The organism is Stenotrophomonas sp. 364, from assembly GCF_009832905.1.
Classification (GTDB): Bacteria; Pseudomonadota; Gammaproteobacteria; order Xanthomonadales; family Xanthomonadaceae; genus Stenotrophomonas; species Stenotrophomonas maltophilia_AP.
The window spans coordinates 3266618-3291354 of sequence record NZ_CP047135.1 but is presented as its reverse complement, the minus strand read 5'-3'; the positions used below and the strand labels follow the sequence as shown (position 1 = coordinate 3291354).

Sequence of the window (24737 nt, the reverse complement as noted above, 5' to 3'; positions counted from 1 at the left end):
ACTGCTTCTCAGAGAGACAGGCCCTTTTGTCCTGAACGATCGTTGAGTGTCCGCCAGATGTTGTCGCCAAGCTTGTGCTTGGAGGCCAGCACCAGTCGGTAGATCTCTCGACGCCTGGTATTTTTTACTGAGACAACTCGATCCGAGACGTGATAGCCCAAGCCTTCGAGTAGCCCTGTCCAGTGAGTAAAGAACTGCTGGCGAACGACCGACTTGCCGCGATTTGTATTACAGCTGTCTTGCCAGCCCGGTGCGACTGCATCGAACCTGGACCAAAGGTCGCGACGTTCTAGGTTGCGAACCATGTCTGACGCCGCAAAATGGATGAGAAGGTCCACCTTGGGGGCAGCCGCCAAAGCCCTGAGAACGGAGAACGGGAGCTGGGGAAGCGCGTATGGGTCAAGGTAGGCTAGGTGAATGCCGCGCCTAGGAAGGTTTCCCACTACTTGGTGCACGGTAGTCTCAGCCCCACCCACGAATGACGTGACTTGAACGTCCGACCTTGCGGAAAGCCTAGCCCTGCAAGCTCTTACGTTCTCTTCCAATAGGTCCGCGATGAACACCCGGCTAAAAGGGACGGCTTGGCCACGAGTGCTTCGAGACGCTGCATCAATTGCAGTCAGCGTCCCGCCGGGAACGGATCCTTGGGTTTCCCGGATGCGTGCTTTCCCTGGGCCACAATAGAGATCGATAAGGCAGTGAGAGCCGCCCATGTTTCCCCGGGCGCCTCGTGACGCAGTGACGTAATGCCTGAGGAAATGGTGCTTATCCAAAACCCAAGGTCCAACAATTTCCCTGGGATAGCCGTCTTCATCTGGCTCGTAATGATCTTCCAAGACCCGCCCCGCCTCAGGTTGTCCCGGCTTGATCTTCATCTAGAACCGGTTGCTCCGCAAGCTGGCGGGGTTCTAGAGGTAACGCCTGTATGGCAGCGGGGGCCGAGGGGCGTCGCTAGAGCCGGCTATTCAGAAGCTAGGCGGCTGATGGGGATTGCTGCCTTCCGGGCTATTTCGACGCCTCAGTGGTGGGTCTGGAGATCGCAATCTCGTTAAACAAAGAAGCCCGGCACCTCGAGATGGAGGCGCCGGGCTGGCTCGATAGCACAAAGCCTCTAGGGGAAACGAAGCGTCAAATTTCCTGAATTCCGCGCATCACAGCCTCCGTTAGAAAATTCAATCCTTGTAGTAAACAACGCTAGCAAAATTCATCCCATCTGTCAAGGATGCGAGATCCACTTCCGAAATCAGAGTCTTCCAGCCAGGTTTATGGGAGCTAGAAACCTCAGTTGTCGTTTTCAACTGGTTGCCTTGGCCAACTTCATTGTACAAAATTCGCTGATTTTTTTCGGCCGGACGGGCATCGCTGTAATGTTTTGGGAAGTTGGCTTCCCTGAAGTTTGTCACAATCTGCAAGCGGTCAGTGGTCTTGCCCGGCGACATTCTGAACGTTTGCCAGCATAAGCCTTCCTGCTCATAGCGCGCAAGGCCATTGTATGTTTTTTCAATCTTGACAATTCGAATGCTGTCGCCTTCAGCTAAGGGGCGGTCCAAGCCAACCAAGTTGGTAATTCCTTTTCCAGCCCCTTCAATGCGAAAGGGGAGCAGGAGTGCCTTCTTAGAATTTCCTTTTGAATCGTAAACCTGGAGGTCAACGTCTCTGAGGAGGGAGCTTTCAGAGTCAGCGTAGTAGTTGAACTGAAGAAATTGGAGTCCGAGGTTGTGAGATCCATCTATGTGAACTTCAAGCTGGATGCTCTCAACGACATTAAGTCCCAAGGTCTCGTAAGTTACTTCATGTCTAACGAGGGTGGCGTGATAGGAGGTCCTTTTTGAATTTTCGAAAAATCCTAATGCTCGTTTACGAACAAGGCTTGCCGCAGCTGCCACGTCTACTGGGTGCGTCGAGTGCAGGTCTTGACCTGCGGCACCAAAGTAGCGGTCCTTCCACGCAATAATCCTGCTTTTGGTTGAAACAACTTCATCATTGAAACCTCTTCTGGAATCCTCCGTGAAGATGCTCTTGAAGTCGAGAGTTGACCTGCGTTGCTGGAGTCTGATCACGTTTGACTCCTTTATTCCTTGAGCGGAGCTTTCCACTCGCTCGTCAACCAAGCTGTCGATGATTATTTTTCCATATTCTAGAAGCGTGGTTTTACCGGAAGCTGTGCGCGAAGCCTTATCGAAGGAAAATGCAAGGACTGCGTGATCTTCAGCCAAGTCTTTCGCTGCTTCAAGGGCGGGCAAGTTTTGGAATATCCCCCCATCCAGTAGTTCTGGTCTACTTGATGTCTTGGGCGTTCGAAAGACGAATGGAATAGCGGCGGAGTCAACAAGTGCGTCCACAAGGCGTTCTGATGACTTCTCGGTTACATTTCTAGAAGTGTTCGCCTGGATATCAGACCGAAGGATTCGCAGTTCGTAGCGTTTATCGACTAAGTCTTCAAGAGGTCGTCGGGCATCTACGCCGCCGATTGCAAATATCTTTATGAGTAGTTCGCTAACATCTAATTCGCTATAGATGGGCATGCCGCGCATCCAGCGACTTATGATGCATGCCGCTTTTAGTCGCCACGCAGGGAAGTATCTGCTTACCTCTTTCTCAAGTCCTGGCAGTCCCTCAATAACGTTTGAGATGTTGCAGTTGGTGACTAACATCGCAGCCGCTATTGCACCTGCCGAAGATCCTGATGCGCGAAATACTGTAAGTTTCTTTTCTGTTTCGAGTTGGCGGCATGCTTGCGCTGCGGCCAAAAGTTCCAAGACGCGGGCCCCGCCTCCCTGAAACGCAATGGATACGTCCATATTTCCCCTGAGTGTTTTGATCGTGTGCTGATGTTGCAAGTGACTGATGCCGGTCGTCAACTGAAAAAGTCGCTGTTCAAGTTGAACTATTGGGGCAATGCAGTGCATAGGCTGGTCGTGAAAATGGCGGTAGTTCGGAAGCGAAGAGCGCACTTAGACGTTACTGCGTAACGTGTGCGCAAAGGGCTCCGCCCCTTGAACCCCAAGCCTCTGCGCGGCTTGCCAAGAGCCAAATCTCCGCCATAAAGGTTCCATGTCTACATGGAGCTTCTATGGCTATTTACCACGCCTCAGTCAAAACCTTCAGCCGCCGAAAGGGCCAATCCGCTATCGCAGCGGCCGCCTACCGCGGCGGCTTGCTGCTCGCCGATTTCCTCACCGGGCAGCAGCACGACTACCGCCGCCGCGGCGGGGTGGTCGAGAGCTTCTGCCTTGCCCCCCAGGGCGCCCCGTCCTGGGCGACCGATGTTGCAGAGCTCTGGCCTGCTGTCGAGGCCGCTGAGAAGAGAAGGGACGCTACGGTGGCTCGGGAGTTTGAGGTTGCTCTGCCTCATGAGCTGTCGGGGGAGCAGAGAGCCGAGCTCGCGTTTTGCATTGCTGAGACGTTGGTGGCCCGATACGGCTTTGCGCTCCAAGCCAGCATTCATTCGCCTGGCACTGCGGACGGCCTGAACCACCATGTCCATCTGCTGGCGACGACTCGGCGCATTGGCGCGAACGGGTTCGCCGATAAGACGCGCGAGCTGGATGGCGGACCTTCAGGCAAGGCCCAAGTTGAGTGGATCCGGGAAATGGTGGCCGCAACCACCAATGCCCATTTGGCAGCCGCCGGGATCGACGCCTGCATTGACCACCGTGGCCTGGCGGAGCAGGCCCGGTCGGCCATGTTGCGCGGCGACGCCATTGAGGCGGCCGTCTTGGCGCGCGAACCCACCCGCCACGTCGGCAAGGCAGCCACGGCCTTGGCTCGCAGGGGGCAAGCTTCGGACCGGGCCCAGGAAAATGACAAGATCCGATGGGAGAACCAGGAGCGCCGGGCGCAACTGCTGGACCAGATACCGTTCCAGGGCGAGCCAATGGCATCGGACTCAGATGCCCGCCCTGGCACCGCCCATGGAAGCGCTGGCGCCCGTCCGGGAGTCGTCACCCCGGTCCCAGGGTTGGAGATTCGCGGCATATCCGGCATGCGGCTTTCCAAGCTCATTGGCGCGGACGCGGATCCGACGCCTCCCCAGCAATCGCTGCCTGAACTCATTGACGAGGGGATAAGGGCTCTAGCCGAGGTCGCACAAGCCCGCGCCGATCTTGCGCTTCAGCCCGTCCGTCGGTGGCTGGAGCAGGCAAGAACCGAAGTCTTTTCCAGTGGGGAGTCCCGAGGGCTTCGAGGCGTGGTCAGCGAGGTGGTGGCCAAGATCAGGGTGTTACGGAACCTTCTTATGAGCCGGGCCAGGCGCCTGATGACGCTTTCCAGTGTTGAGCGGCTGCGTCACATGGCGGAGCAGGAGTGGGAGCGATTCACCACTGATCACCCCAGACCTGGCTACTGGTCGCCAAGCGAATGGACCGAGCGCCGGACCCGGCGGCTGTCTTCCCTTGAGAAGCGCACGGCTGAACTGGGACAGGCGCGCAAGCAGGCGTCCTCCGAAGCCCTCGAGACGCTGGATCGGGCCATTGACGGGCATGCCGATGCGCTGCTGCGGAGATGTGCGTCTGCCCCGAAGGCCGAACGTCCTGCTGGCAACAGCGCGGCTCCACCCGCCCTAGGTTTGTCTGGCAGTCCGAAGCCGCCCCGACTCCACTGAGCCTAAGAAGAAGCCCCGCATCTGCGGGGCTTTGGCTGTTATCGGATTTGAGGGCCAGAGCGGCTGGGGTTGGGTTTCTCTGGTTTGGCTGGTGGGAGTCCCCGAGAAGCGCGCCACGCATCCGGAGACGCCGGCATGGGTGGAGGCTGCAGGTCTCGGTCGACCGAGACCGCTTGCACTCGAGGCGCCGAGCCGGATGGCGGAAGCAGGGCGAGCGCCCCGCCCAGGCTCTTCTCTGCATGGAGTTGGACCAGCGCAGAGGCGAGTTCCAAGGAATACCGGAGGTCCACCATCTGCGCGTCGATGGTCCGGGTGGGGTTCTGAGCTAGCAATCCAGGCAAGACTTGGGTTGCGATGCGGAGTTGAACGTCTGTGGGCACGAGGGCTCCTGAGTGAAATGACGATTCATCCAAGCACTCCATTTCACCTGCGCAAGAAGATGAGCGCGACAAACTTCACAGATCTGATCATGGGGGCGTATGCCTTAGATATCGGAGGGGCACCGGCGCTGGCTAGGCCTTCTCATCAGTCCTTCCGGTGGGGTAGGATCCGGATATCACGTTGGGTATCAGGCGTTCGGCCGTGCCGAGGATCGCAAGAACTAAGCAATCAACGGGTTAGGGAGGCTGAATTCGATTCCCTTCACCCGCTCCATCACCGGCTTCCGCTGCTGCCTGCGGCGTTCTGCAAGCCGTTGAACCCTGCGGCCTACCGCCTGCCTGCATGCGCACCGCTATCGCAGCTCTCGCCCGCGGCATCCGTACAGGACGCCAGATCCGGGCATTTCCAGCATGTCCAGGCAACCATCGGCGCGCATTGGCCGCTGCCATTCCCCACTTATTCGCGCATCGCCTCGAACACGAAGGGATTGTCGTGGTCAGGGAAGCGCAGCCGGTACCGCTCGACGCGGGTGATGCCGTCAGACAGCAGGTAGTCCACCTGCAGGCCTTCCGGATCGCTTTCCATCCCGGCGCCCAGGTAGGTGTTGCTCGGATAGCTGAATCCGTGGTGCGGCGCTTCGCGGATGGCGGCACAGGTGCCAAACAGCGGGGGCAGCACGTAGAGCCGCTTCTCATGCAGCAGCACTACCTTGGTGTAGCGGTCGCCCTTGCCGCTGCTGACCTGGCGGATGTCCAGGCACACCGAGCTACCGCGGTGCCACAGCGTCATGACCGCCACGTTTTCGGCAGCGATCGGCGCGTTGTCATGCCACGGTGCGGGCGCGAGGTTGATCGCATCGCTCAGGGGCCAGCGCTGCGTACCCACCACCAACGCCTCGCCGTCGAACGCCACGTCGGGTACGCCGGCAGGGGGTGTCATGGCCAGGTCGCCCGGTCCGCTCCACAGGGTCTGGTCGAAGCGTCGCAGCGCCTGGCCCATCGAGGTCACCCAGACGCAGTTGCGGGGCGCGTCCGTGCAGGGCATCGCCATGTCCGTGCCCGAACCCGGGAACAGGGTGCCGCCGAGGGATCGGTAAAAATCACCGTAGCCGGTGAACGACGCAGGCGCCGCATGCGTCGCCGTGGCCAGGCAGATGCCCAACAGGCCTGCCAGTGCGCGGTGGCGGGCGTTCATCATGCGATCCATGCGAGCAGTGGCACTGAGGGGAGTGTGGGTATTGCAGACGGGGCTCAATGTAACCCGCCGCGACACACGCTGGGCCATCCCGGACGCGCCATCGCCACGCTGCCGATCTCTTCCCGATGGCCATGCAGCCATTGCTCGTGCCGCTGCTATCGGCTTGAATGACATGCTCTGGACCAGCGTGGCAACCGGAGTGCAATGGACATCGTAGTCGGCTGGGCGAGGGGTACATCCGGTTCTTGGACGGCGGCGCATGCCACCTGAGCGCACGGCGCTCCGGCGCTACACCCGCTGGCTGCCCAGTGTGGTGCTGGTGGCGGTGTGCATCGCCTGGTGGTCGCCACTGGGCGTGATTGCGGCACTGGCTGCCACCGTTGCAACGCACAGCCTGCTGACGCGCTTCGACCTGGCCGGCGACGTGCTGCCGGTGGGCGGCGCGGCACTGCGTTCGGCGCCGTTGTCGCCCTTCGCCCGCCAGCCGCCCGCCGGCGATGTCACTCTGGGCTGGGCCGAGCTGGGCATGGGCGGTCCGGCGTACTGCACGCAGATGCTGCGCGACGGTGCGATCGTGGACGACGTCGCCTGCGACGGCGGCACGGCGCAAACCGGCACCTGGACCGACCTGGCGGGAACGTCGCTGCGCCTCGCGTCGGGCTACGTTGACCGCAGCGAAGTGGTGCTGGGGTACGACGAGCAGCGCAAGGTCGTGCTTCACTTCAACGCGGTCCCCCACGTGTTCTGGCAGATGCTCGGCGAACGGCGTCAGGCGGATGGGGATGCGGCCGCGGCGGCGTGGGTGTCGCGCCAGCCGCATGTGGCCACCGCGCTGCGCGCGTACCACGGCCTTTGGCTGGCGCCCGATGATCCGGCCTTGGCCAGCCCGATGCAGGCGCAGCTTCGCCGCCGCCTTCCCGACGGTCGCGAGCTCAGCGCACGCCTGCTGCTGCCCGACGACCTGCGGCTGACCGCACACCCTGACCTGTTCACGCACACGCAGCCCTATGCGCTGGCCCTGGACGGCATGGACAGCGGGCGTCACGTCTGCTATCTGCACACTGTCATTGCCAGTCCCGGTGGCCATTGCATCGTGGTGGCCGGTGTCTGCCTGGATGCCACCCACCGGCCTGTGGAGGGCGTGTGGCTGGTGTACTGGCGCGGCCACTGGCAGGCGGTGTGTCGCCATGTGTTTGTAGGGGAGGGCGAGCAGCGTCGCAGTGCCTCGCTGGACGTGCTCGCCGCCAGCGACGACGGACGGCTGGAACTGCAGGCCTGCCGCGAATGGGCGGACGCGAAGGGTTGGCATCGGGAGCCGCTGGTGGACGTTGCACTGGACCTGATGGTGGAGTGGCGGCAGACCGCCGTATCAGTGGGCGGCAGGGGCCAACGCGCGTGGCTGGCGTTGCCCAGCGGCTGACGGGGCGTCCATAAGGTGCGCATGCCAGTGCAAGCACACCACCGTCATCTGGACACGGGAGCCCCGCGCTATGCTGCGCGCTTTCCCGCCCCTTCGCACCGCGATGAAACTCGCCATCCTGTCCCGCAACAGCAAGCTGTACTCCACGCGCCGCCTGGTCGAAGCCGCGCGCACCCGCGGCCATACCGTGCGGGTGCTCGATCCGTTGCGCTGTTACATGCGGATTGCCGCCGACGGCTTCACCATGCATTACAAGGGTCGGCCGATCACCGGGGTGGACGCGGTGATCCCGCGCATCGGGGCCTCGGTCACCCGGTATGGCACCGCGGTGTTGCGCCAGTTCGAGATGATGGGCGCGCGCACGCCCAATCCCTCCGATGCCATCCTGCGAGCCCGCGACAAACTGCGTGCGCACCAGATCCTGGCGTCCAAGGGCATCGACATGCCGGTGACGGTATTCGGCGACAACCCCGACGACACCGTGGACCTGTTGTCCATGCTCGGCCCGCCGCCACACGTGGTGAAGCTCAACGAAGGCACCCAGGGCAGGGGGGTGATCCTGACCGAGAAGGCCAGCGCGTCGCGCGGCATTGTCGAGGCACTACGCGGGCTGTATGCCAACTTCCTGATGCAGGAGTTCATAGGCGAGGCCCAGGGCGCCGACCTGCGCTGCCTAGTGGTGGGCGACCAGGTGGTGGGCGCCATGCAGCGCCAGGCCCCCGACGGGGACTTCCGCTCCAACCTGCATGCCGGCGGCAGTGCCCGCGCGGCCAAGGCCAGCCGCGCCGAGCAGCAGGTGGCGGTGCGCTCGGCCAAGGCGCTGGGGCTGAGTGTGGCCGGGGTCGACCTGATCCGCTCCAGCCGCGGCCCGCTGGTGCTGGAGGTGAACTCCACGCCCGGGCTGGAGGGCATCGAGGCGATCTGCCAGGCCGACCTCGCGGGCCGCATCATTGACCACGTGGCGTCCATGAAAAAACCTTCTATTTCAAAGGCTTGAGATGATTTTCGAAATCTTTCGGAGCGCTTAACACCGGTTTAATCGACCCCGGCGTAGGCTCCGACGAACCGCAGCTCTGCCCTCCTCAGCAGGATCGGTAATCGGGAACACACTTCAGGCCCAGGCGGTTTACCGTCTGGGCCTTTTTACCGCCCCCGGCACACCTGCCAAAGCGCACTTGCTGCGGCAAACCCGACAGGGATACAGTCGACGCTCTGTTCAGGCTGACTAAGGATTGGTTGAAATGAAATGCATGACGCTCGCCGTTGTCGCCACGCTCCTGTTGCTGAGCGCTGGAGTGGCGCAGGCTGCCAAGAAAAACGATGTGTTCGTGCCGGGCAAGCCGCTGGCTGAACAGATCCAACGCATCGAGGGGGAGATGGGCGACGGCAAAACCTATGCCGAATTGAAGCTGGAAGATCGCAGCCGCGTCCGCGAAGCACTGGGGCGCATGCGTATCACCCTCGAGCGCTTCCCCGACGAGTCCGGCATTCCCGCCGTGGCCAAGACGGATCTGTTCAACGACCAGCAGATTGTGAACACGCTTTTGACACAGGCCCGAGAAGATAGCCGTCTAATATGCCGACGTGAGAAGGCAACCGGGTCCAACTTTGCAGTGACCCAGTGCTTGACTCTCGCCCAGCGTGAGCGCAACAAGAACGATGCGCAGCAGCGGATGAACAACGCGCAGCGCGTTGGCAATTTCGACAACTTCTAGAGGTCACAGTGCGAATTCTTGTAATTGAGGACAACAGCGACATCGCCGCCAATCTGGGCGACTACCTCGAAGACCGCGGGCACACCGTGGACTTCGCCGCCGATGGCGTGACCGGCCTGCACCTGGCCGTGGTCCATGAGTTCGATGCGATCGTGCTGGATCTCAATCTGCCGGGCATGGATGGGATCGAGGTCTGCCGCAAGCTTCGCAATGAAGCACGCAAGCAGACCCCGGTGCTCATGCTGACCGCACGGGATTCGCTGGACAACAAGCTGGCCGGGTTCGATTCCGGCGCGGACGACTACCTGATCAAGCCCTTCGCGCTGCAGGAAGTCGAAGTCCGTCTGAACGCCCTGTCGCGTCGCGGCAAGGGCGTGCAGACCCGCGTACTGGAAACCGGCGACCTGGAGTACAACCTGGACACGCTGGAAGTGCGCCGCCAGGGCAAGCTGCTGCAGCTCAACCCGACCGCACTGAAGATCCTGCAGGCGCTGATGGAAGCGGCCCCGGCCGTGGTGACCCGCCAAGAGCTGGAAACCCGCGTGTGGGGCGAGGAGCTGCCGGATTCGGACTCGCTGCGCGTGCACATCCACGGCCTGCGCGCGGTGGTGGACAAGCCTTTCGAGGTGCCGTTGATCCAGACCCGCCATGGCATCGGATACCGCATCGCCGCCCCGGAAGCCTGATCCGGTGACGGCGAAGGGGGAGCGCCGCCGGGCACCGTACCGGCGGCGGCTGCGCAGTCGCATCATCGTATCGTTCGCGCTGTTGGGCTTGTGCCTGACAGCGCTGTTTGCGTTTGCCACCAACTGGACCCGCGCACGCGTGGAAAACCAGCTCGTGGAAGACGTGTTGAACCGCAACATCGACGAGTTCGCGATGCGGTATCAACTCGATCCGGGCCGCAGCCCGGAGGTGCCTTTCCAGCAGGTGCGCGCGTTTGCCTACCCCAAGGACAAGTTTGACCGGGTACGTGAGGAGCGCCCGGAATGGGCCGCTTACGCCACGGGCAACTACAACGTGGCCGGTGTGGACGAAGAGAATCGTCCGTTTTCCTACAAGCTGGCGGTCCGCAAGACGCCCGATGCCTGGTTCTTCCTCGCTTACGACATGACCGAGAGCATCCGCGGCGAAGCTCAGCTCAACCGCGCGCTGTTCTTCTCGGTACTGGTCTTCAGCGTGCTGTCGCTGGTAGTGGGCTGGTGGTCGGCCTCCAAGGTGATGAAGCCGGTGTCCGACCTGGCCGCGCGCCTGCGCGCCTATCGCGGTGGCACCAGTGAGCCGGAGCCGCTGGCGCCGCGCTTCCCCGATGACGAAGTAGGCCAGTTGGCCCAGGCGCTTGACGACTATTCGTCGCGGCTGACCGAGGTGGTGCAGCGCGACCGCGAATTCAACGCCGACGTCAGCCACGAGCTGCGCACGCCGCTGGCCGTGATCCGCGGTGCCACCGAACTGCTGCTGGCGCGCCCGGGGCTGGATGACAAGGTGGTGCAACGCCTGCAGCGCATCCAGCGTGCCGAACAGCAATGCACCGACCTGATCGGCTCGCTGCTGCTGCTGTCGCGCAACGAGCGCGGGCAGGGCAGCAGCAATGTCGCGCGCGTCACCGAGCAGCTGCTGGACGCCCATCGCGCGCAACTTGGCGGCAAGCCGCTGGAGCTGGTGCTCGAGGGCGACCGGGATCTGGTCATCGATGCGCCCGAATCGGCGTTGTCGGTGGCGCTGGGCAACCTGATCGGCAACGCGGTGAAGTACTCGCAGGAAGGCGCGGTGCGCGTACGGGTCAGCGGCAACCGTGTGGACGTCATCGACAGCGGCCCCGGCCTCAGCGCCGAAGACGCAGCCAAACTGTTCCAACGCGGGTACCGCGGCACCCATGCCGGCCATTCGCAGGGCGGCGGCATCGGCCTGTCGATCGTCAGTCGCCTGTGCGACCTGTACGGCTGGCAGGTGAGTGTGCGCCCGGGTGTCGAGCGCGGCGTCATCGCCACACTGACGTTCGCCCCAGCGCTGTAAGACGCCACCTGCGTATCCCACGCCTGGTTGAGCCACCCCATGGGTGGCTGTCCTTCCCGGAATCCGGCCCATCACGCAGCCACCCAGGGGGTGGCTCTACCGGGGGATGGCGGCCAGCTGGCGGTACAGGCGGTCCAACTGCTCCACCTTCGCCTGCAGATGCTCGGGCTGGCCGTCATTGACCACCACGTCATCGGCCAGCGCCAGGCGCTGTTCGCGGCTGGCCTGGGCGGCAATCATTCGATCGGCCAGTTCGGCCGTGATCCCGTCACGCTGCAGCAGGCGGGCGTGCTGCACCGCCACCGGCACATCCACCACCAGCACCCGGTCCAGCCAGGGGTACTGCTGGCGACCACCGGCCTCGGTCAGGAGCGGAATGGCGGCCATCGCATAGGGCCCGGTGGCCTGCTCGCAGGTGGTGCGCAACAGCTGCCGGATCGCCGGATGGGTAATGGCTTCCAGGGCCTGGCGTTCCTGCGCGGAGGCGAAGATGCGCTCACGCAGCGCCGCGCGATCCAGCTGGCCATCGGCCAACAGGATCTGCGGTCCAAAGTGGGCGGTGATCCGGGCGAGACCTTCACTGCCGGGCGCGACCACGGCGCGGGCCGCCAGGTCGGCGTCGGCCACGGTGATGCCCAGGGCCTCGAAGCGGCGGCTCAGCTCGCTCTTGCCGGCGGCGATGCCGCCGGTCAGGCCGATGATGTAGCTGCTCATCGGCCGGCCCTCAGCGCAGGCCGGCGTAGCCCATGTAGGCGTTGATGATCTGCTCGCCCCACATGAAGACGATCCAGCCGGCAATGGCCAGGTACGGCCCGAACGGGATGGGCGTGGCACGGTCGCGACCGCGCGAGTAGATCCAGATCGAGCCGATGATGGCGCCGACGATCGAGGACAGCATGATGATCGGCAGGATGCCCTTCAGGCCACACCAGGCGCCCAGCGCGGCCAGCAGCTTGAAATCGCCGTGGCCCATGCCTTCCTTGCCGGTGATCTGCTTGAACAGCCACCACACCGACCACAGTGACAAATAGCCGGCCAGCGCGCCCAGCAGGGCCGGCTTGGCCGGCATGTAGAGATTGTCGCTGGCCGCGATCAGGCCCAGCCACATCAGGGGCAGGGTCAGCTGGTCCGGCAGCAGCTGGGTGCGCAGGTCGATCCCGGACAGGGCGACCAGGAAGCAGCTCAGCACGATCGCGCCAAAGCCCTGCCAGCCGAAGCCGAACTGCCACACACTCGCCAGGACCAGCAGTGAGGTCACCAGTTCCACCAGCGGGTACTGGATGGAGATGGGGGCGTGGCAATGGCGGCACTTGCCACGCAGCGCCAGCCAGCTGAACAGCGGGATGTTCTCGTACCAGGACAGCTTGTGCTTGCAGTGCGGGCAGTGCGACGGCTCCACCACGATCCCCGGCGGCGGCGGCTCGTAGATATCCGGCTCTTCCAGCACTTCGCGGGCGTCGCGCTTCCACTGCCAATCCAGCCGCTTGGGCAGGCGCAGGATGACTACGTTGAGGAAGCTGCCCAGCAGCAGCCCCAGTCCGGCCGCGGCGGGGTAGCCGAGACCGGGATGCTGGTCGAGAAATGCCATTGTTACCTTAGCCGACGACGGCGCCGAGTTTGAAGATGGGCAGGTACATGCCGATCACCATGCCACCCACGATGGTACCAATGAACACCATGATCATTGGTTCCAGCAGGCTGCTGAGTGCGTCAACGGCATTGTTGACCTCCTGCTCATAGTACTCGGCCACCTTGAACAGCATGGTATCCAGGGCGCCGGCTTCTTCGCCGATGGCGGTCATCTGGATGACCATGTGCGGGAAGCGGTTGGTCTGCTTCATGGCCATGTTGACCGGGTAACCGACCGACACGTCATCGCGCATACGCAGCACTGATTCCTCATAGACCTTGTTGCCGGTGGCGCCAGCCACGATGCCGAGGGCCTCAACCAACGGAACGCCGGCTTTGAACGTCACGGCGGTAGTCCGCGCAAAGCGGGCAATGGCGCTGTTGTTCATGATCTGCCCGATGACCGGCACCTTGAGGATCAAGCGATCCATAGTGTGCTGCATCGAAGGTGACCGCTTATAAGCAAAGATGAAACCAACTACCGAACCAACGGAGATGATCACCATCAGCCACCAGTAGGAGAGCATGAACCTGGATGCGGCCACGATCATCTGCGTGAAAGCCGGCAGGTCAGCGCCAAAGCCCTTGAACACTTCCTCGAACTGAGGAACCACGAACATGAGCAAGATGGAACTCACCAGCAGGGCTACTACGACCACCATTGCTGGATAGAAGAGTGCCTTCTTGATCTTGCCCTTCAGGCCTTCGATGTTCTCTTTATAGGTCGCTACCGTATCCAGTACCGTTTCCAGCACACCTGCGCCTTCACCGGCACGGACCAGGTTGCGATAGAGCTCATCGAACTGAACCGGATGCCGACTGATGGCTTCATACAGTGACGAGCCGCCCTCGATGTCAATACGAATGGTGTCGACCAGCTTCTTCATCCGCGGGTTCTTGTGTCCGCTCCCGATGATGTCCAAGGCGCTGACGATCGGTACGCCAGACTTCATCATGGTCGCCATCTGGCGGCTGAAGAATGCGATGTCCTTTGCGCCAACGGCACTACCCGCCGCGCCGAACAGGGGCTTGGGCTTTGGCTTGACCATGCTCGGCATGATGCCCATGCGCCGCAGCTCTGCGCGAAGCAGGTTCGCATTCTTGGCGGGCTGCTCACCCTTCATCTTCACGCCACGCTTGTCGGTCCCCTCCCAGACAAACGGCTGCAGCTCCATGGTGCTTCGCGCCACGGGCTCTTTCTTGATTGCACTACGGCTAACGGACATACAGGGCTCCCCAGCCACACCATCCCCAGGCGGGCTATCTCGGCGCATGGTAGCCGGTTCCGGGGGTAGGTGGCATCCCCTGGTCGGGCGAAATCGTGACCTCGCTCCAGGACCTGGCCCGTCACAAGGTGACGCAACACGTCACACTGACGGATTGGTCGCAGATTTCTGTGTGGGGGGTTCCAATCCTGAAGATTGCTGCCATCATTGCGCCGGGGAATGCTGGGGAGCATTGCTGAGAAGTTGGCACGCAACCTGCTTGGATCCAACCGCACGGGCGATGGCCTTGCTCAACCGGCAAGCCGGTCAGGCTTCGGCCCTGTGTCCACTTACTATCTACCTCTTGGGGATGTACTCATGAAGAAGCAGCAGGGCTTTACCCTTATCGAACTGATGATCGTTGTCGCGATCATCGCCATCCTGGCCGCCATCGCACTGCCGGCTTACCAGGACTACACCATCCGTTCGCGCGTCTCGGAACTTGCTGTGATGGCCAGCTCCTTCAAGGCTACCGTGGCTGAGAACATCGCCAACAATGGAGGCACTATCCCGGCGACCGGCGCTTGCGACGGCACCGGTGCCACCGCTGCCACTGTCAACATGGCCAGCATCACTTGTACTGGCGCTGGCGTGATCACTGTGGTTGGTGATGCGACCAAGGTGAAGGGCACCACCCTGACCTACACCCCGACCGCTGGCGGCGATGCCTCGGCAGTGGGCACCACCTGGCGTTGCGCCGGTAGCGGCAGCAATCCCAAGTACTACCCGGCCGAGTGCCGTACCGCTGCTCCCGCCACTGGCGGCTAATAGCGCGCGCTGCGTTATGGCGTGATTGACCTTCGGGGGGCGTAAGCCCCCCGAAGTCTTTGGGGGAGAAGAGGATGGCTCGACTGCCTGTGAGTGCAGTAGCGCCAGCAACCGGAGGCTGGGGAGCCTTGGGTGCATTGGTGGGTTTGGGTCTGGGCTGGTTTTTCCAGATGGACGCTTGGATCAGCTGGACATTGCTGATGGTTTTTGCGGCTGCCCCAATGTGGATCTGTGATTGGAGCGCGCGCGCGGTACGTCCCAGTGGCCTTGTGGCCCCTCCTCGCCAAAGCCTCATGGGTGTTGCTGTGATTACCCTGCTGTTGATGGGCTCAATGCAGCTGCAGCTCGCGTGGGGAGGTGAAAAAGGAGCGGGCGTAAGTTCGCTGGTGCTTCCAGCGCTCTTCGCTTGTGTGGCACTAGCATTGACTGCATTAGCTTCGCCTGGCTTTCTGAGTTCAACGATTCCCGCCTGCGGTCGTTTTGTTCTGGCCCTGCTACGGGGCAACCGGCCTGGAAACGAAGAGGTAGTAGCTTTCATGGGCTGGATCGTCAAGGCGGTATTCCTGCCATTGATGATCGCGTGGTCGTTTTCATGGGTGGCGGGTGCGTCCGAGGTTTGGCATGGCCGCAACTGGGTTGCGATCTTCGCGACTGCGCTCGGCCTTCTCTACGCGATAGATACCGCGTTCGCGACGGTTGGCTACATGTCCACCAGCGAAAGAATTGATGGTCAGATCCGATCAGTTGACCGGACCTGGTTGGGCTGGCTGTCCGCCCTTGCCTGTTATCCGCCGCTGAGTGTGCTGGTACTCGATACATGGCTTGTGTACAAGACCGGGTTGGATTGGCAGTCTTGGTTCTCCGACGGCAGCATGGTGGCCTGGGTGTGGGGAGGTGCGATCCTCTTGCTCACGGCAATCTACACGTGGGCGACCGTGGTCTTCGGCCCCCGGTTTTCCAACCTGACGCACCGGGGGATCATCACCAGCGGGCCGTACCGCTGGGGAAAGCACCCCGCATATCTCTGCAAGAATCTGTCGTGGTGGCTGATCTTCGTGCCGTTTCTTGGAAATGAAACGACGCTTGACGCTGTGCTGCACTGCTTGGCATTGCTCGGGGTCAACGCCATCTATGCCATCCGTGCATGGACGGAGGAGCGTCATCTTCGCAGCGATCCTGAGTATCGGGCGTACGCGGAGTGGATTGCCCAGAATGGTTGGTTAGCTAAAGCGAGACAGCTGCTTCTTGGACGGGCGATAGCAGGGCGGGGACATGATGGGGCGTAGGTCGTTTGCCCTGCTGGCCCTGCTTGCCATGACGGGATGCGGGCCCGCCCCGGCCGATATGCGTACCGCGTGTATCTCCAGTGCACTGGACCAGCCCGATCTCAAGAATGGCGTTGCAGTATTCACCTCTGCAGACGGCGGCATAGGCGAAGCGCGCACAGGGATGCTCAATTTAAGGGACGGCAATACGGTCCTGGCTGTGGCGAGCCTCACCAAGCCGTTGGTGGCAGCGGAAGTCCGTCGGCGGATTGAGCACGGCATGCTGGCGTTGGATAAACCGGCCAGCAAGCTGCTCCGGGCTTTTCGCTTCACCCCTGAGACAGCGACGATTACCGTGCAACAGTTGCTGCAGCATCGGGCTGGGTTCGATCGAAGCGGATACGACCCGCTGTTCGCGTCGGAACGTCCCAGTTGTCGAGGCGCTGCGGTTGATGTGCTGGCGCGTCCTCCTGAGCTGGCCATAGGTGGGCAGACCGTGTACAGCAACGCGGGCTACTGCGTGCTGGGCGAGATATTGCTCACCCAGCCTTCCGGGATCGATCCAGATATGCTCATGGCCCTCAAGTCACCACTTGGGGCGGCAGGCGGTTGGCGCGGAAGCCTGCGTAGTCTCCATTCGGCGCTTTCCTTGTCTATGCCATTTGCCGACTTGGAAGCCGAGCCGGCACTACCTGACGGTTCGCACTATGCCTTTGCCTGGCGAAGCTGGCCGGTTTCGGCTGAGGGACCCCGCTGGACGCACTTCGGACGGCTTCCCGGCATCCTCAGTCTTGCGCTGAGTGATGGGCGTAGCACCCTTCTGGTCGCCCACTTCCAGGGCGACCCAGGGGATGTGGATGCAGCAAGTTTGGCCGCTTCAGGTGCCCTGTGGCGCTGTATGAGCGTGGAACCACCCCCGGTAACTTCTTTGTAATTCGAAGACTTTCACCCAGCATCTGCAGTATCTTGCATCGGTATTCTAAGGGGCGCACCCATGTCCGCAGTCAGCACAGCCAACCTCGTCGGAATCACTGGTATTGCCCGTCGCCTCGTGCAGGACGGGGTGCTGGAAGAGGCCGCTGCCCGGGACGCCATGGCGAAGGCCGGCGCTGCCAAGCAGCCTTTGCCGCAATGGTTCGCCGAGAAGAAGCTGGTCACGGCCGCCCAGCTCGCCGCCGCGAACGCACTTGAATTCGGCATGCCCCTTCTGGATGTCTCCGTTTTCGACGGCAGCCAAAGCGCCATCGCCCTCGTCAGCGAAGAACTCCTCCGCAAGCACCGCGTCCTGCCGCTGTTCAAGCGCGGGGGCAAGCTGTTTGTGGGTACCAGTGACCCCACCCACTCGCTGGACGAGATCAAGTTCCACACCAACCTGGTGGTGGAGCCGATCCTGGTCGACGAAGAGCAGATCAAGCGGACGCTAGAGCAGTGGCAGTCCAAGCACGACACGCTCGGTTCGACGCTGGGCGGCGACGACGACGGCATGGGCGACCTGGACGTGTCGACCGGTGACGAGGAGGGCGGTTCGACCGACTCCGGCGTGGACGCCAAGGGCGACGATACCCCGGTGGTGAAGTTCGTCAACAAGGTGCTGATCGATGCGATCCGCAAGGGCGCCTCGGATATCCATTTTGAGCCGTACGAAGACGATTACCGGGTGCGCTTCCGCATCGATGGCCTGCTCAAGAACGTGGCCAAGGCCCCGGTCAAGCTCAACCAGCGCATCGCGGCGCGCCTGAAGGTGATGTCGCAGCTCGATATCGCTGAGAAGCGCGTGCCGCAGGATGGGCGCATCAAGCTCAACCTGTCCAAGACCCGCCAGATCGACTTCCGCGTGAGCACGCTGCCCACCCTGTTCGGCGAGAAGATCGTGCTGCGTATCCTGGATGGCAGCGCGGCCAAGCTGGGCATCGACAAGCTGGGCTACGAGCCGGCCCAGCAGCAGTTGTTCCTGGACGCCATCCACAAGCCCTACGGCATGGTGCTGGTGACCGGCCCGACCGGCTCGGGCAAGACGGTGTCGCTGTATACCGCGCTGGGCATCCTCAACGATGAAACGCGCAACATCTCCACCGCCGAAGATCCGGTGGAAATCCGCCTGCCCGGCGTGAACCAGGTGCAGCAGAACAACAAGCGCGGCATGACCTTCGCCGCGGCGCTGCGCTCGTTCCTGCGCCAGGATCCGGACATCATCATGGTCGGCGAAATCCGCGACCTGGAAACCGCCGAGATCGCGATCAAGGCCGCGCAGACAGGCCACATGGTGCTGTCCACGCTGCATACCAACGATGCGCCGCAGACCATCGCGCGCCTGATGAACATGGGTATCGCGCCGTTCAACATCACCAGCTCGGTCACGCTGGTGATCGCCCAGCGCCTGGCGCGGCGGCTGTGCAGCAACTGCAAGCGGCCGATCGAGCTGCCGGCGCATGCGTTGCTGGCCGAAGGCTTCACCCAGGCGCAGATCGATGCGGGTATCCGTCTGTTCGAGCCGGTGGGGTGCGAGGAGTGCACCGAGGGCTACAAGGGCCGTACCGGTATCTACCAGGTGATGCCGATGAGTGAGGAAATCTCGGTGATCGTGCTGGCCGGTGGCAATGCCATCCAGATCGCCGAGGCCGCGCAGCGCGCCGGGGTGAACGACCTGCGGCAGTCGGCGCTGGTCAAGGCGGCGGCGGGCACCACCAGCCTGGCCGAGATCAACCGCGTTACCAAGGATTGATCAGCAGGATGGATTGAACGGAAAAGGCCCGCGGATGCGGGCCTTTTCATGTGTGCGAACCCCGGGCCCCTGCCCTCAATCCATGCCCAGCTTCTTCAGCTTGTAGCGCAACGCGCGGAAGGTGATGCCCAGTTGCGCGGCGGTGCGGGTCTTGTTCCAGCGGTTTTCTTCCAGCGCCTTCTGGATGGCGGTGCGCTCCATCTGCTCGATGTAGGAGGGCAGCGCACCATTGCCCGCGGGCAGGTCGACCACGGCTTCTTCGTGCATCGGTGCCGGGCCGGCGCCATGGCGCGGCGTGGCGTGCTGCGGCAGGCGCAGGTCACTGGCGCCGATGCTGTCCGATTCGGCCAGGGCCAGGGCGCGTTCCAGGATGTTCTCCAACTCGCGTACGTTGCCCGGGAAGTGGTACTGCGCCAGCGCGTCGATGGCCGACGGTGCCAGCAGCGGGGTGGGGCGCTCGTGGGTGCGGGCCAGCCGCGCCAGGATCGAGGCGGCCAGTTGCGGCAGGTCGCTGCGACGCTCGCGCAGCGGCGGCACGCGCAGTTCGATCACGTTGATGCGGTAATACAGGTCGTGGCGGAAGCGGCCGTCCTCGACCAGTTCGCCCAGGTCCTTGTGCGTGGCCGACAGGATGCGCACGTCCACCGGAACTTCAGTGGCGGCACCGACCGGGCGGATCGACTTTTCCTGGATGGCGCGCAGCAGCTTGACCTGCATCTGCAGCGGCAGTTCGGCCACTTCGTCCAGGAACAGGGTGCCGCCATGGGCGGCCTGGAACAGGCCGGGCTTGTCGGCATGGGCACCGCTGAAGCTGCCTTTCTTGTGCCCGAAGAACTCGCTTTCCATCAGCTCCGACGGAATCGCGCCGCAGTTGACCGGGACGAAGGTGCCGGCCGAACGCGCGCTCTGCGCGTGGATGGTGCGGGCCACCAGTTCCTTGCCCACCCCCGATTCGCCCAGGATGTAGACCGGGGCCTGGCTGCGCGCAACCTTGGTGATGGTGGTGCGCAGCCCGTTCATCGCCGGCGAATCCCCCAGCAGGCGGGCAGCCTGTTCCGACGGCGGCGCGGCAGGTACGGCGCGCTCGCTGTTGTTGAGCTCCAGCGCGTGCTTGACCAGCCCGCGCAGCACCGAGATGTCCACCGGCTTGCTGACGAAGTCGAAGGCGCCGGCCTTCAGCGCCTCCACGGCCAGGTCCATGCTGCCGAACGCGGTGATCATCGCCACCGGCGTGCGCGGGTAGTGCTGGGCGATCTCGGTGACCAGCTCGATGCCGTTGCCGTCGGGCAGGCGCATGTCGGTGATGCACAGATCGTACGGGTTGCTGGCGAGCAACTCGCGGGCTTCGGCGAGGTTGGCGGCGGTGCTGATGCGCAGGCCCATGCGGCCCAGGGTCAGTACCAGCAGTTCGCGGATGTCACGTTCGTCGTCGACGACGAGGGCGCTGCGGGTGTCGTTCATATGGGGGAAAGATAGCCGAGGGCGGTTGGATCCGACAAATGTTTGACGCATGCGGCGACCCGCAGCGACGGTGCCTGCCGTGAACGGTTCATTGCGGCAGCATCGTGTGCGGGCCGGCCAGGACCAGCCGGAAGCAGGCGCCACCGGCCGGCACCGACACGTATTCCAGGTTGGCCTGGTTGGCCTTGCATAGCTCGCGGGCGATATACAGGCCCAGCCCGGTGCCGTGCTCGGAGGTGGTGAAGAACGGGCGGAACAGCTGGTTGGCCACCGATTCGGGGATGCCCGGGCCGCGGTCCATCACGTCGATGACGGCGGCGCGCTCCTGGCGCGCCACGCGCAGCCGTACCCGTGCCGGTTCCTGGCCGACGCGACCGTATTTGAGGGCGTTGTGCACCAGCACGGTGAGGATCTGGTGCAGGTGGCGCGGGTCGACCAGGGCGTGCACCGAGGTTTCGGTGATGATCGGCTCGATGCTGTCGGTTTCCAGGGTGATGCCCTGTTTGTACTCCAGCACGAAGCGGCGTACGAACGCGGCCAGGTCCAGGTTTTCCGGGTTGGCGCGTTCGCGCCGGGCCAGGCCGAGCACGCTTTCGACGATGCCGTTGGTGCGCTGGCACTGCTGGTGGATGATCTGCAGCAGGCGGCGGTCGGTGTCGCCGATGGCAGTGGATTCTTCCAGCAGCTGGGCGGCGTAGTTGATCGCCGCCAGCGGGTTGCGGATCTCGTGCGCCAGGCTGGCCGAGAAGCGCCCCATCGCCGACAACGTCAGCGATTCGGCGCGCCGCGAGACCACGGTGGAGTCGTCCAGGAACACCAGGGTGAGGTCGCTGCCGGCCAGCAGGCGGGCAAACCGCGGCTGTACTTCGGGCTGGTCCGGGGACAGCTGCAGCGGGGTTTCTTCGTTGGTCCAGCCGTTGCGCCAGCGCTGCAGGCGACGGCTCAGGTCCGGCGCGGCGCTGCCCAGTTCGAGCCGGCCGCTGCCGCCGTTGCCATCGGCGTCGCCGATCAGGGTGGAGGCCGCTTCGTTGGCCAGAGTGATGCGGTTGGCGCCGTCCACCACCAGCACGCCGGTGCGCATGCGGCGGATGATCAGCTCGTTGATCTGGAACAGGTTGGCCACTTCGTCGCCGCGCTGGTTGGCCAGCTGCTGGTTGCGGCGCGCGCGGTTGCCGACCTGGTAGCTGACGAAGGCCAGCGCCAGATAGCTGGTGATGAACATGGCCAGCTCGGCCAGGGTGCGGGTGGGGTCGCCGCCTTCCAGCAGCTTCCACATGTATTCACCGGCGGTGGCTGCGCTGGCGGCCACCGCCAGCCCCAATCCCAGGCTGAGGGGGAGCAGGGTAGCGGCTGCGGCGATGTTGAACAGCAGCGACATCGAAATGCCGGCACTGGCCCCGGGCAGGGCATGCGCCAGCAGGGTGGCGGCGACGATGTCCACCGCCACGCCGCTCACGACGATGCGGCGCAACCAGCGCTCGCTGCGGCCTACCAGCAGAATCACCAGCGCCAGCAGCAGGTAGATGCCGCTCACCCAGAAGGCCAGCTGCGGATGGTCGGCGGCACCGACCAGGTTGCTCAGCGGGCTGAACAGCAGCGCGGCGATCACGGTGGTGATCAGCAGGCGATACAGCGCGAAAAAGTACAGCTCCCGCTTCGGTATCGATTCGATGCGGTCGATCAATGAAGCACTGGGTGACACGCCGGAACTCCCCTTCTGGCTGCCCTGGTAACGCCGAGCCAGGCTCGACGGCGTTTCAACGGCCTGGGCCGGCCCGTAGAGAGATCAGTATAGGCACGCCATCCCCTGAAGGGGCCTGCCAATCGCCCGATGCCGCGCAATCGGGCCGCATCCGACCCGCCCGCGGTCGGGCAGGCCGGCCGCAACTGCCTGAATGAAGGTGGAAATCTGTCCGGCCCGGGCCGCCGGCTCGCGTGTCTTTGCGCCTGCGCGCCGGCTCGTCCACAATAGTGGGCCCGCCGCGGTCCGTGCCGGTGCCCCGTGAGGGAGCCTTGGAGATGCGTGCGGTCGTTCCTATTCCCACGGTGACGCATGAATTTCCACGAATACCAGTCAAAACAACTGCTTGCCGAGTACGGCATCCCGGTCCCGGCCGGCAAGGTCGCCGCTACCCCGGACGAAGCAGTCGAAGCTGCCCAGTCGCTGGGCCAGGGCCCCTGGATGGTCAAGGCGCAGATCCATGCTGGCGGTCGCGGCAAGGCAGGCGGCGTCAAGTTCTGCAAGACCACCGACGATGTGAAGGCCGCTGCGGCCAAGATGCTCGGCACCAAGATGGCCACCTACCAGACCGCCGGCGTCGAGCTGCCGGTCAACCTGGTGCTGGTGACCACCGCCGGCGAGATCGTCAAGGAACTGTACCTGTCGGTGCTGGTTGACCGTGGCACCAAGACCATCACCTACATCGCCTCTTCGGAAGGCGGCGTGGAGATCGAGCAGGTTGCCGCTGAAACCCCCGAGCTGATCCACTCGCTCAACGTCGACTTCGTTGAAGGCGTGCAGGGTTACCACGGCCGTGATTTCGGCTTCAAGCTGGGCCTGACCGCCAAGCAGGCCGGCCAGTTCGCCAGCATCATGGTGAACCTGTACCGCCTGTTCAACGAAAAGGACCTGGCCCTGGTTGAAATCAACCCGCTGGCCATCCTGGACGACGGCAACCTGTACGCGCTGGACGGCAAGTTCGACAGCGACGACAACGCCGCCTTCCGCCAGAAGGCCCTGGTCGCCATGCGCGACAAGACCCAGGAAGATCCGACCGAAGTGATCGCTTCGGAACTGGACATCAACTACGTCACCATGGACGGCAACATCGGCTGCATGGTGAACGGCGCCGGCCTGGCCATGGCCACCATGGACGTCATCAAGCTCAACGGCGGCGAGCCGGCGAACTTCCTGGACGTGGGCGGCGGTGCCAACAAGCAGCGCGTCATCGAAGCGTTCAAGCTGATCCTGTCCTCGGACAAGGTCGAAGGCATCTTCGTCAACATTTTCGGCGGCATCGTCCGCTGCGACATGATTGCCGAAGGCATCATCGCCGCCGTGAAGGAAGTGGGCGTCAAGGTTCCGGTCGTGGTCCGCCTGGAAGGCACCAACGTGGAAGAAGGCAAGCAGCTGCTGCGTGACAGCGGCATGGCCATCATCCCGGCTGACAACATCAACGATGGCGCCAAGAAGATCGTTGAAGCTGTCAAGAACGCTGCCTGATACCGACACCAAGGAATTCCAATGTCTGTTTTGATCAACAAGAACACCAAGGTGATCGTCCAGGGCTTCACCGGCCAGCAGGGCACCTTCCACGCCACTCAGATGATCGAGTACGGCACCCAGGTCGTCGGCGGCGTGACCCCGGGCAAGGGTGGCACCACCCATATCGACCTGCCGGTCTTCAACACCGTTGCCGACGCCGTGTCGGCCACCGGCGCTGACGCGTCGGTCATCTACGTGCCGCCGCCGTACGCGGCCGATGCGATCCTGGAAGCCGCAGCTGCCGGTATCAAGGTCATCGTGTGCATCACCGAAGGCATTCCGGTGCTGGACATGCTGCGCGTCAAGAACGTGCTGACCCGTGCCCATCCGGACACCGTGCTGGTCGGTCCGAACTGCCCCGGCGTCATCACCCCGGGCGAGTGCAAGATCGGCATCATGCCGGGCCACATCCACATGCCGGGCAAGATCGGCATCGTGTCGCGCTCGGGCACCCTGACCTATGAAGCGGTCAAGCAGACCACCGAAGTCGGCCTGGGCCAGTCCACCTGCATCGGCATCGGTGGTGACCCGATCAACGGCCTGAACTTCGTCGACTGCCTGAAGCTGTTCAACGAAGATCCGCAGACCCTGGGCATCATCATGGTCGGCGAAATCGGCGGCGACGCTGAAGAAGCCGGTGCCGAGTACATCAAGAACCACGTGAAGAAGCCGGTCGTCGGTTTCATCGCCGGTGCGTCGGCTCCGGCCGGCAAGCGCATGGGCCACGCCGGTGCGATCGCCTCGGGCGGCAAGGGCACCGCGGAAGGCAAGTTCGCCGCCATGGAAGCGGCCGGTGTTGTCACCGTCCGTTCGCCGGGCGACCTGGGCGCTGCCATCGCCAAGCTGGTGAAGTAAAACGCCGGCCGCCCCGCGGCCGACGTGGTCGAGCTGACCGCCGGTAGAGCTGACCGTTGGTCAGCTGCTCGTAAAAACCGACCATTGGTCAGCTACCAGAAAGGCCGCCTCCGGGCGGCCTTTCTGCGTTCTGGCGGTCGCCCGATCCTGCGATCAACGCGTGCATGGTTGCCGG

20 protein-coding genes are annotated in these 24737 nt (G+C 63.3%); 12 read left to right on the top strand and 8 right to left on the bottom strand.

Features of this window, described 5'->3' with window-relative positions:
* Nucleotides 1-8 precede the first annotated feature (8 nt).
* Both tcmP and GQ674_RS14865 read right to left on the bottom strand, forming a co-directional pair.
* Nucleotides 9-875, bottom strand: coding sequence for a three-Cys-motif partner protein TcmP (tcmP, locus tag GQ674_RS14870; RefSeq protein ID WP_159497693.1), 867 nt, complete (start codon nt 873-875; stop codon nt 9-11).
* Nucleotides 876-1172: 297 nt separating this feature from the next.
* Nucleotides 1173-2954, bottom strand: a complete 1782-nt coding sequence (locus tag GQ674_RS14865; protein WP_159497692.1) for a patatin-like phospholipase family protein — start codon at nt 2952-2954, stop codon at nt 1173-1175.
* A gap of 119 nt (nt 2955-3073) precedes the next feature.
* Between GQ674_RS14865 and GQ674_RS14860 the strand changes: the two genes are divergently transcribed.
* Entirely contained in the window at nt 3074-4603 is a 1530-nt protein-coding gene (locus tag GQ674_RS14860; protein ID WP_159497691.1) for a MobA/MobL family protein, read from the top strand.
* 837 nt (nt 4604-5440) lie between these two features.
* On the opposite strand, the gene GQ674_RS14855 is transcribed toward GQ674_RS14860, so the two are convergent.
* Complete coding sequence (locus GQ674_RS14855) at nt 5441-6178, bottom strand: hypothetical protein (RefSeq protein ID WP_159497690.1); 738 nt, start codon at nt 6176-6178, stop codon at nt 5441-5443.
* 262 nt (nt 6179-6440) lie between these two features.
* Between GQ674_RS14855 and GQ674_RS14850 the strand changes: the two genes are divergently transcribed.
* The 5 genes from GQ674_RS14850 (at nt 6441) to GQ674_RS14830 (ending at nt 11332) form a co-directional block, all read left to right on the top strand.
* Nucleotides 6441-7601 carry a hypothetical protein gene (locus GQ674_RS14850; RefSeq protein ID WP_159497689.1) on the top strand — a complete coding sequence of 387 codons (1161 nt, stop codon included), beginning with the start codon at nt 6441-6443 and terminating at the stop codon, nt 7599-7601.
* Nucleotides 7602-7704: 103 nt separating this feature from the next.
* Nucleotides 7705-8598 carry a 30S ribosomal protein S6--L-glutamate ligase gene (gene rimK, locus GQ674_RS14845; protein ID WP_038686616.1) on the top strand — a complete coding sequence of 298 codons (894 nt, stop codon included), beginning with the start codon at nt 7705-7707 and terminating at the stop codon, nt 8596-8598.
* 253 nt (nt 8599-8851) lie between these two features.
* Nucleotides 8852-9316, top strand: coding sequence for a hypothetical protein (locus GQ674_RS14840; protein ID WP_328803786.1), 465 nt, complete (start codon nt 8852-8854; stop codon nt 9314-9316).
* Between the two features lie 8 nt (nt 9317-9324).
* The gene (locus tag GQ674_RS14835; protein ID WP_017356179.1) at nt 9325-10002 is read left to right on the top strand and encodes a response regulator transcription factor; all 678 of its coding nucleotides are present in this window, start codon (nt 9325-9327) and stop codon (nt 10000-10002) included.
* Nucleotides 9965-11332 carry a HAMP domain-containing sensor histidine kinase gene (locus tag GQ674_RS14830; RefSeq protein WP_159497687.1) on the top strand — a complete coding sequence of 456 codons (1368 nt, stop codon included), beginning with the start codon at nt 9965-9967 and terminating at the stop codon, nt 11330-11332. The genes GQ674_RS14835 and GQ674_RS14830 overlap by 38 nt, the downstream gene beginning before the upstream one ends.
* A 96-nt stretch (nt 11333-11428) precedes the next feature.
* Here GQ674_RS14830 and coaE read toward each other — a convergent pair whose 3' ends face one another.
* From coaE to GQ674_RS14815, 3 genes are read right to left on the bottom strand one after another with little or no spacing between them, the layout of a single operon-like run.
* Entirely contained in the window at nt 11429-12046 is a 618-nt protein-coding gene (gene coaE, locus GQ674_RS14825) for a dephospho-CoA kinase (protein WP_159497686.1), read from the bottom strand.
* Between the two features lie 10 nt (nt 12047-12056).
* A complete protein-coding gene (locus GQ674_RS14820) occupies nt 12057-12920 on the bottom strand; it encodes an A24 family peptidase (RefSeq protein ID WP_159497685.1) in 864 nt (287 codons plus the stop codon).
* 7 nt (nt 12921-12927) lie between these two features.
* Nucleotides 12928-14187, bottom strand: a complete 1260-nt coding sequence (locus tag GQ674_RS14815; protein ID WP_159497684.1) for a type II secretion system F family protein — start codon at nt 14185-14187, stop codon at nt 12928-12930.
* Between the two features lie 357 nt (nt 14188-14544).
* Between GQ674_RS14815 and GQ674_RS14810 the strand changes: the two genes are divergently transcribed.
* The 4 genes from GQ674_RS14810 to pilB all read left to right on the top strand — a co-directional run bounded on the left by GQ674_RS14810 (nt 14545) and on the right by pilB (nt 18981).
* Nucleotides 14545-14994 (top strand): pilin, encoded by a 450-nt coding sequence (locus GQ674_RS14810; protein ID WP_159497683.1) that lies wholly within the window; start codon nt 14545-14547, stop codon nt 14992-14994.
* A gap of 74 nt (nt 14995-15068) precedes the next feature.
* Nucleotides 15069-16280: an isoprenylcysteine carboxylmethyltransferase family protein gene (locus GQ674_RS14805; RefSeq protein WP_159497682.1), complete on the top strand. Its 1212-nt coding sequence runs from the start codon at nt 15069-15071 to the stop codon at nt 16278-16280.
* A complete protein-coding gene (locus GQ674_RS14800; protein ID WP_159497681.1) occupies nt 16267-17193 on the top strand; it encodes a serine hydrolase domain-containing protein in 927 nt (308 codons plus the stop codon). The genes GQ674_RS14805 and GQ674_RS14800 overlap by 14 nt, the downstream gene beginning before the upstream one ends.
* 60 nt (nt 17194-17253) lie before the next feature.
* On the top strand, nt 17254-18981 hold the full coding sequence (gene pilB / locus GQ674_RS14795) for a type IV-A pilus assembly ATPase PilB (protein WP_159497680.1): 1728 nt from the start codon (nt 17254-17256) through the stop codon (nt 18979-18981).
* Nucleotides 18982-19056: 75 nt separating this feature from the next.
* On the opposite strand, the gene GQ674_RS14790 is transcribed toward pilB, so the two are convergent.
* Both GQ674_RS14790 and GQ674_RS14785 read right to left on the bottom strand, forming a co-directional pair.
* Entirely contained in the window at nt 19057-20442 is a 1386-nt protein-coding gene (locus GQ674_RS14790; RefSeq protein ID WP_159497679.1) for a sigma-54 dependent transcriptional regulator, read from the bottom strand.
* Nucleotides 20443-20530: 88 nt separating this feature from the next.
* The gene (locus GQ674_RS14785) at nt 20531-22144 is read right to left on the bottom strand and encodes an ATP-binding protein (RefSeq protein WP_159497678.1); all 1614 of its coding nucleotides are present in this window, start codon (nt 22142-22144) and stop codon (nt 20531-20533) included.
* Nucleotides 22145-22495: 351 nt separating this feature from the next.
* On the opposite strand from GQ674_RS14785, the gene sucC reads away from it, so the two are divergent.
* Nucleotides 22496-23665: an ADP-forming succinate--CoA ligase subunit beta gene (gene sucC, locus GQ674_RS14780; protein WP_159497677.1), complete on the top strand. Its 1170-nt coding sequence runs from the start codon at nt 22496-22498 to the stop codon at nt 23663-23665.
* A gap of 21 nt (nt 23666-23686) precedes the next feature.
* Nucleotides 23687-24562, top strand: a complete 876-nt coding sequence (sucD, locus tag GQ674_RS14775; protein ID WP_128097080.1) for a succinate--CoA ligase subunit alpha — start codon at nt 23687-23689, stop codon at nt 24560-24562.
* Nucleotides 24563-24737 lie beyond the last annotated feature (175 nt).

Excerpts from the sequence above, each read along its gene's own strand:
- GQ674_RS14830 (WP_159497687.1), top strand. The coding sequence starts at position 9,965 with ATGGCATCGGATACCGCATCGCCGCCCCGGAAGCCTGATCCGGTGACG.
- rimK (WP_038686616.1), top strand. The coding sequence starts at position 7,705 with ATGAAACTCGCCATCCTGTCCCGCAACAGCAAGCTGTACTCCACGCGC.
- GQ674_RS14855 (WP_159497690.1), bottom strand. The coding sequence starts at position 6,178 with ATGAACGCCCGCCACCGCGCACTGGCAGGCCTGTTGGGCATCTGCCTG.
- GQ674_RS14810 (WP_159497683.1), top strand. The coding sequence starts at position 14,545 with ATGAAGAAGCAGCAGGGCTTTACCCTTATCGAACTGATGATCGTTGTC.
- GQ674_RS14840 (WP_328803786.1), top strand. The coding sequence starts at position 8,852 with ATGACGCTCGCCGTTGTCGCCACGCTCCTGTTGCTGAGCGCTGGAGTG.
- GQ674_RS14805 (WP_159497682.1), top strand. The coding sequence starts at position 15,069 with ATGGCTCGACTGCCTGTGAGTGCAGTAGCGCCAGCAACCGGAGGCTGG.
- GQ674_RS14850 (WP_159497689.1), top strand. The coding sequence starts at position 6,441 with ATGCCACCTGAGCGCACGGCGCTCCGGCGCTACACCCGCTGGCTGCCC.
- GQ674_RS14820 (WP_159497685.1), bottom strand. The coding sequence starts at position 12,920 with ATGGCATTTCTCGACCAGCATCCCGGTCTCGGCTACCCCGCCGCGGCC.
- pilB (WP_159497680.1), top strand. The coding sequence starts at position 17,254 with ATGTCCGCAGTCAGCACAGCCAACCTCGTCGGAATCACTGGTATTGCC.
- tcmP (WP_159497693.1), bottom strand. The coding sequence starts at position 875 with ATGAAGATCAAGCCGGGACAACCTGAGGCGGGGCGGGTCTTGGAAGAT.
- sucD (WP_128097080.1), top strand. The coding sequence starts at position 23,687 with ATGTCTGTTTTGATCAACAAGAACACCAAGGTGATCGTCCAGGGCTTC.
- GQ674_RS14860 (WP_159497691.1), top strand. The coding sequence starts at position 3,074 with ATGGCTATTTACCACGCCTCAGTCAAAACCTTCAGCCGCCGAAAGGGC.
- coaE (WP_159497686.1), bottom strand. The coding sequence starts at position 12,046 with ATGAGCAGCTACATCATCGGCCTGACCGGCGGCATCGCCGCCGGCAAG.
- GQ674_RS14800 (WP_159497681.1), top strand. The coding sequence starts at position 16,267 with ATGATGGGGCGTAGGTCGTTTGCCCTGCTGGCCCTGCTTGCCATGACG.
- GQ674_RS14790 (WP_159497679.1), bottom strand. The coding sequence starts at position 20,442 with ATGAACGACACCCGCAGCGCCCTCGTCGTCGACGACGAACGTGACATC.
- GQ674_RS14815 (WP_159497684.1), bottom strand. The coding sequence starts at position 14,187 with ATGTCCGTTAGCCGTAGTGCAATCAAGAAAGAGCCCGTGGCGCGAAGC.
- sucC (WP_159497677.1), top strand. The coding sequence starts at position 22,496 with ATGAATTTCCACGAATACCAGTCAAAACAACTGCTTGCCGAGTACGGC.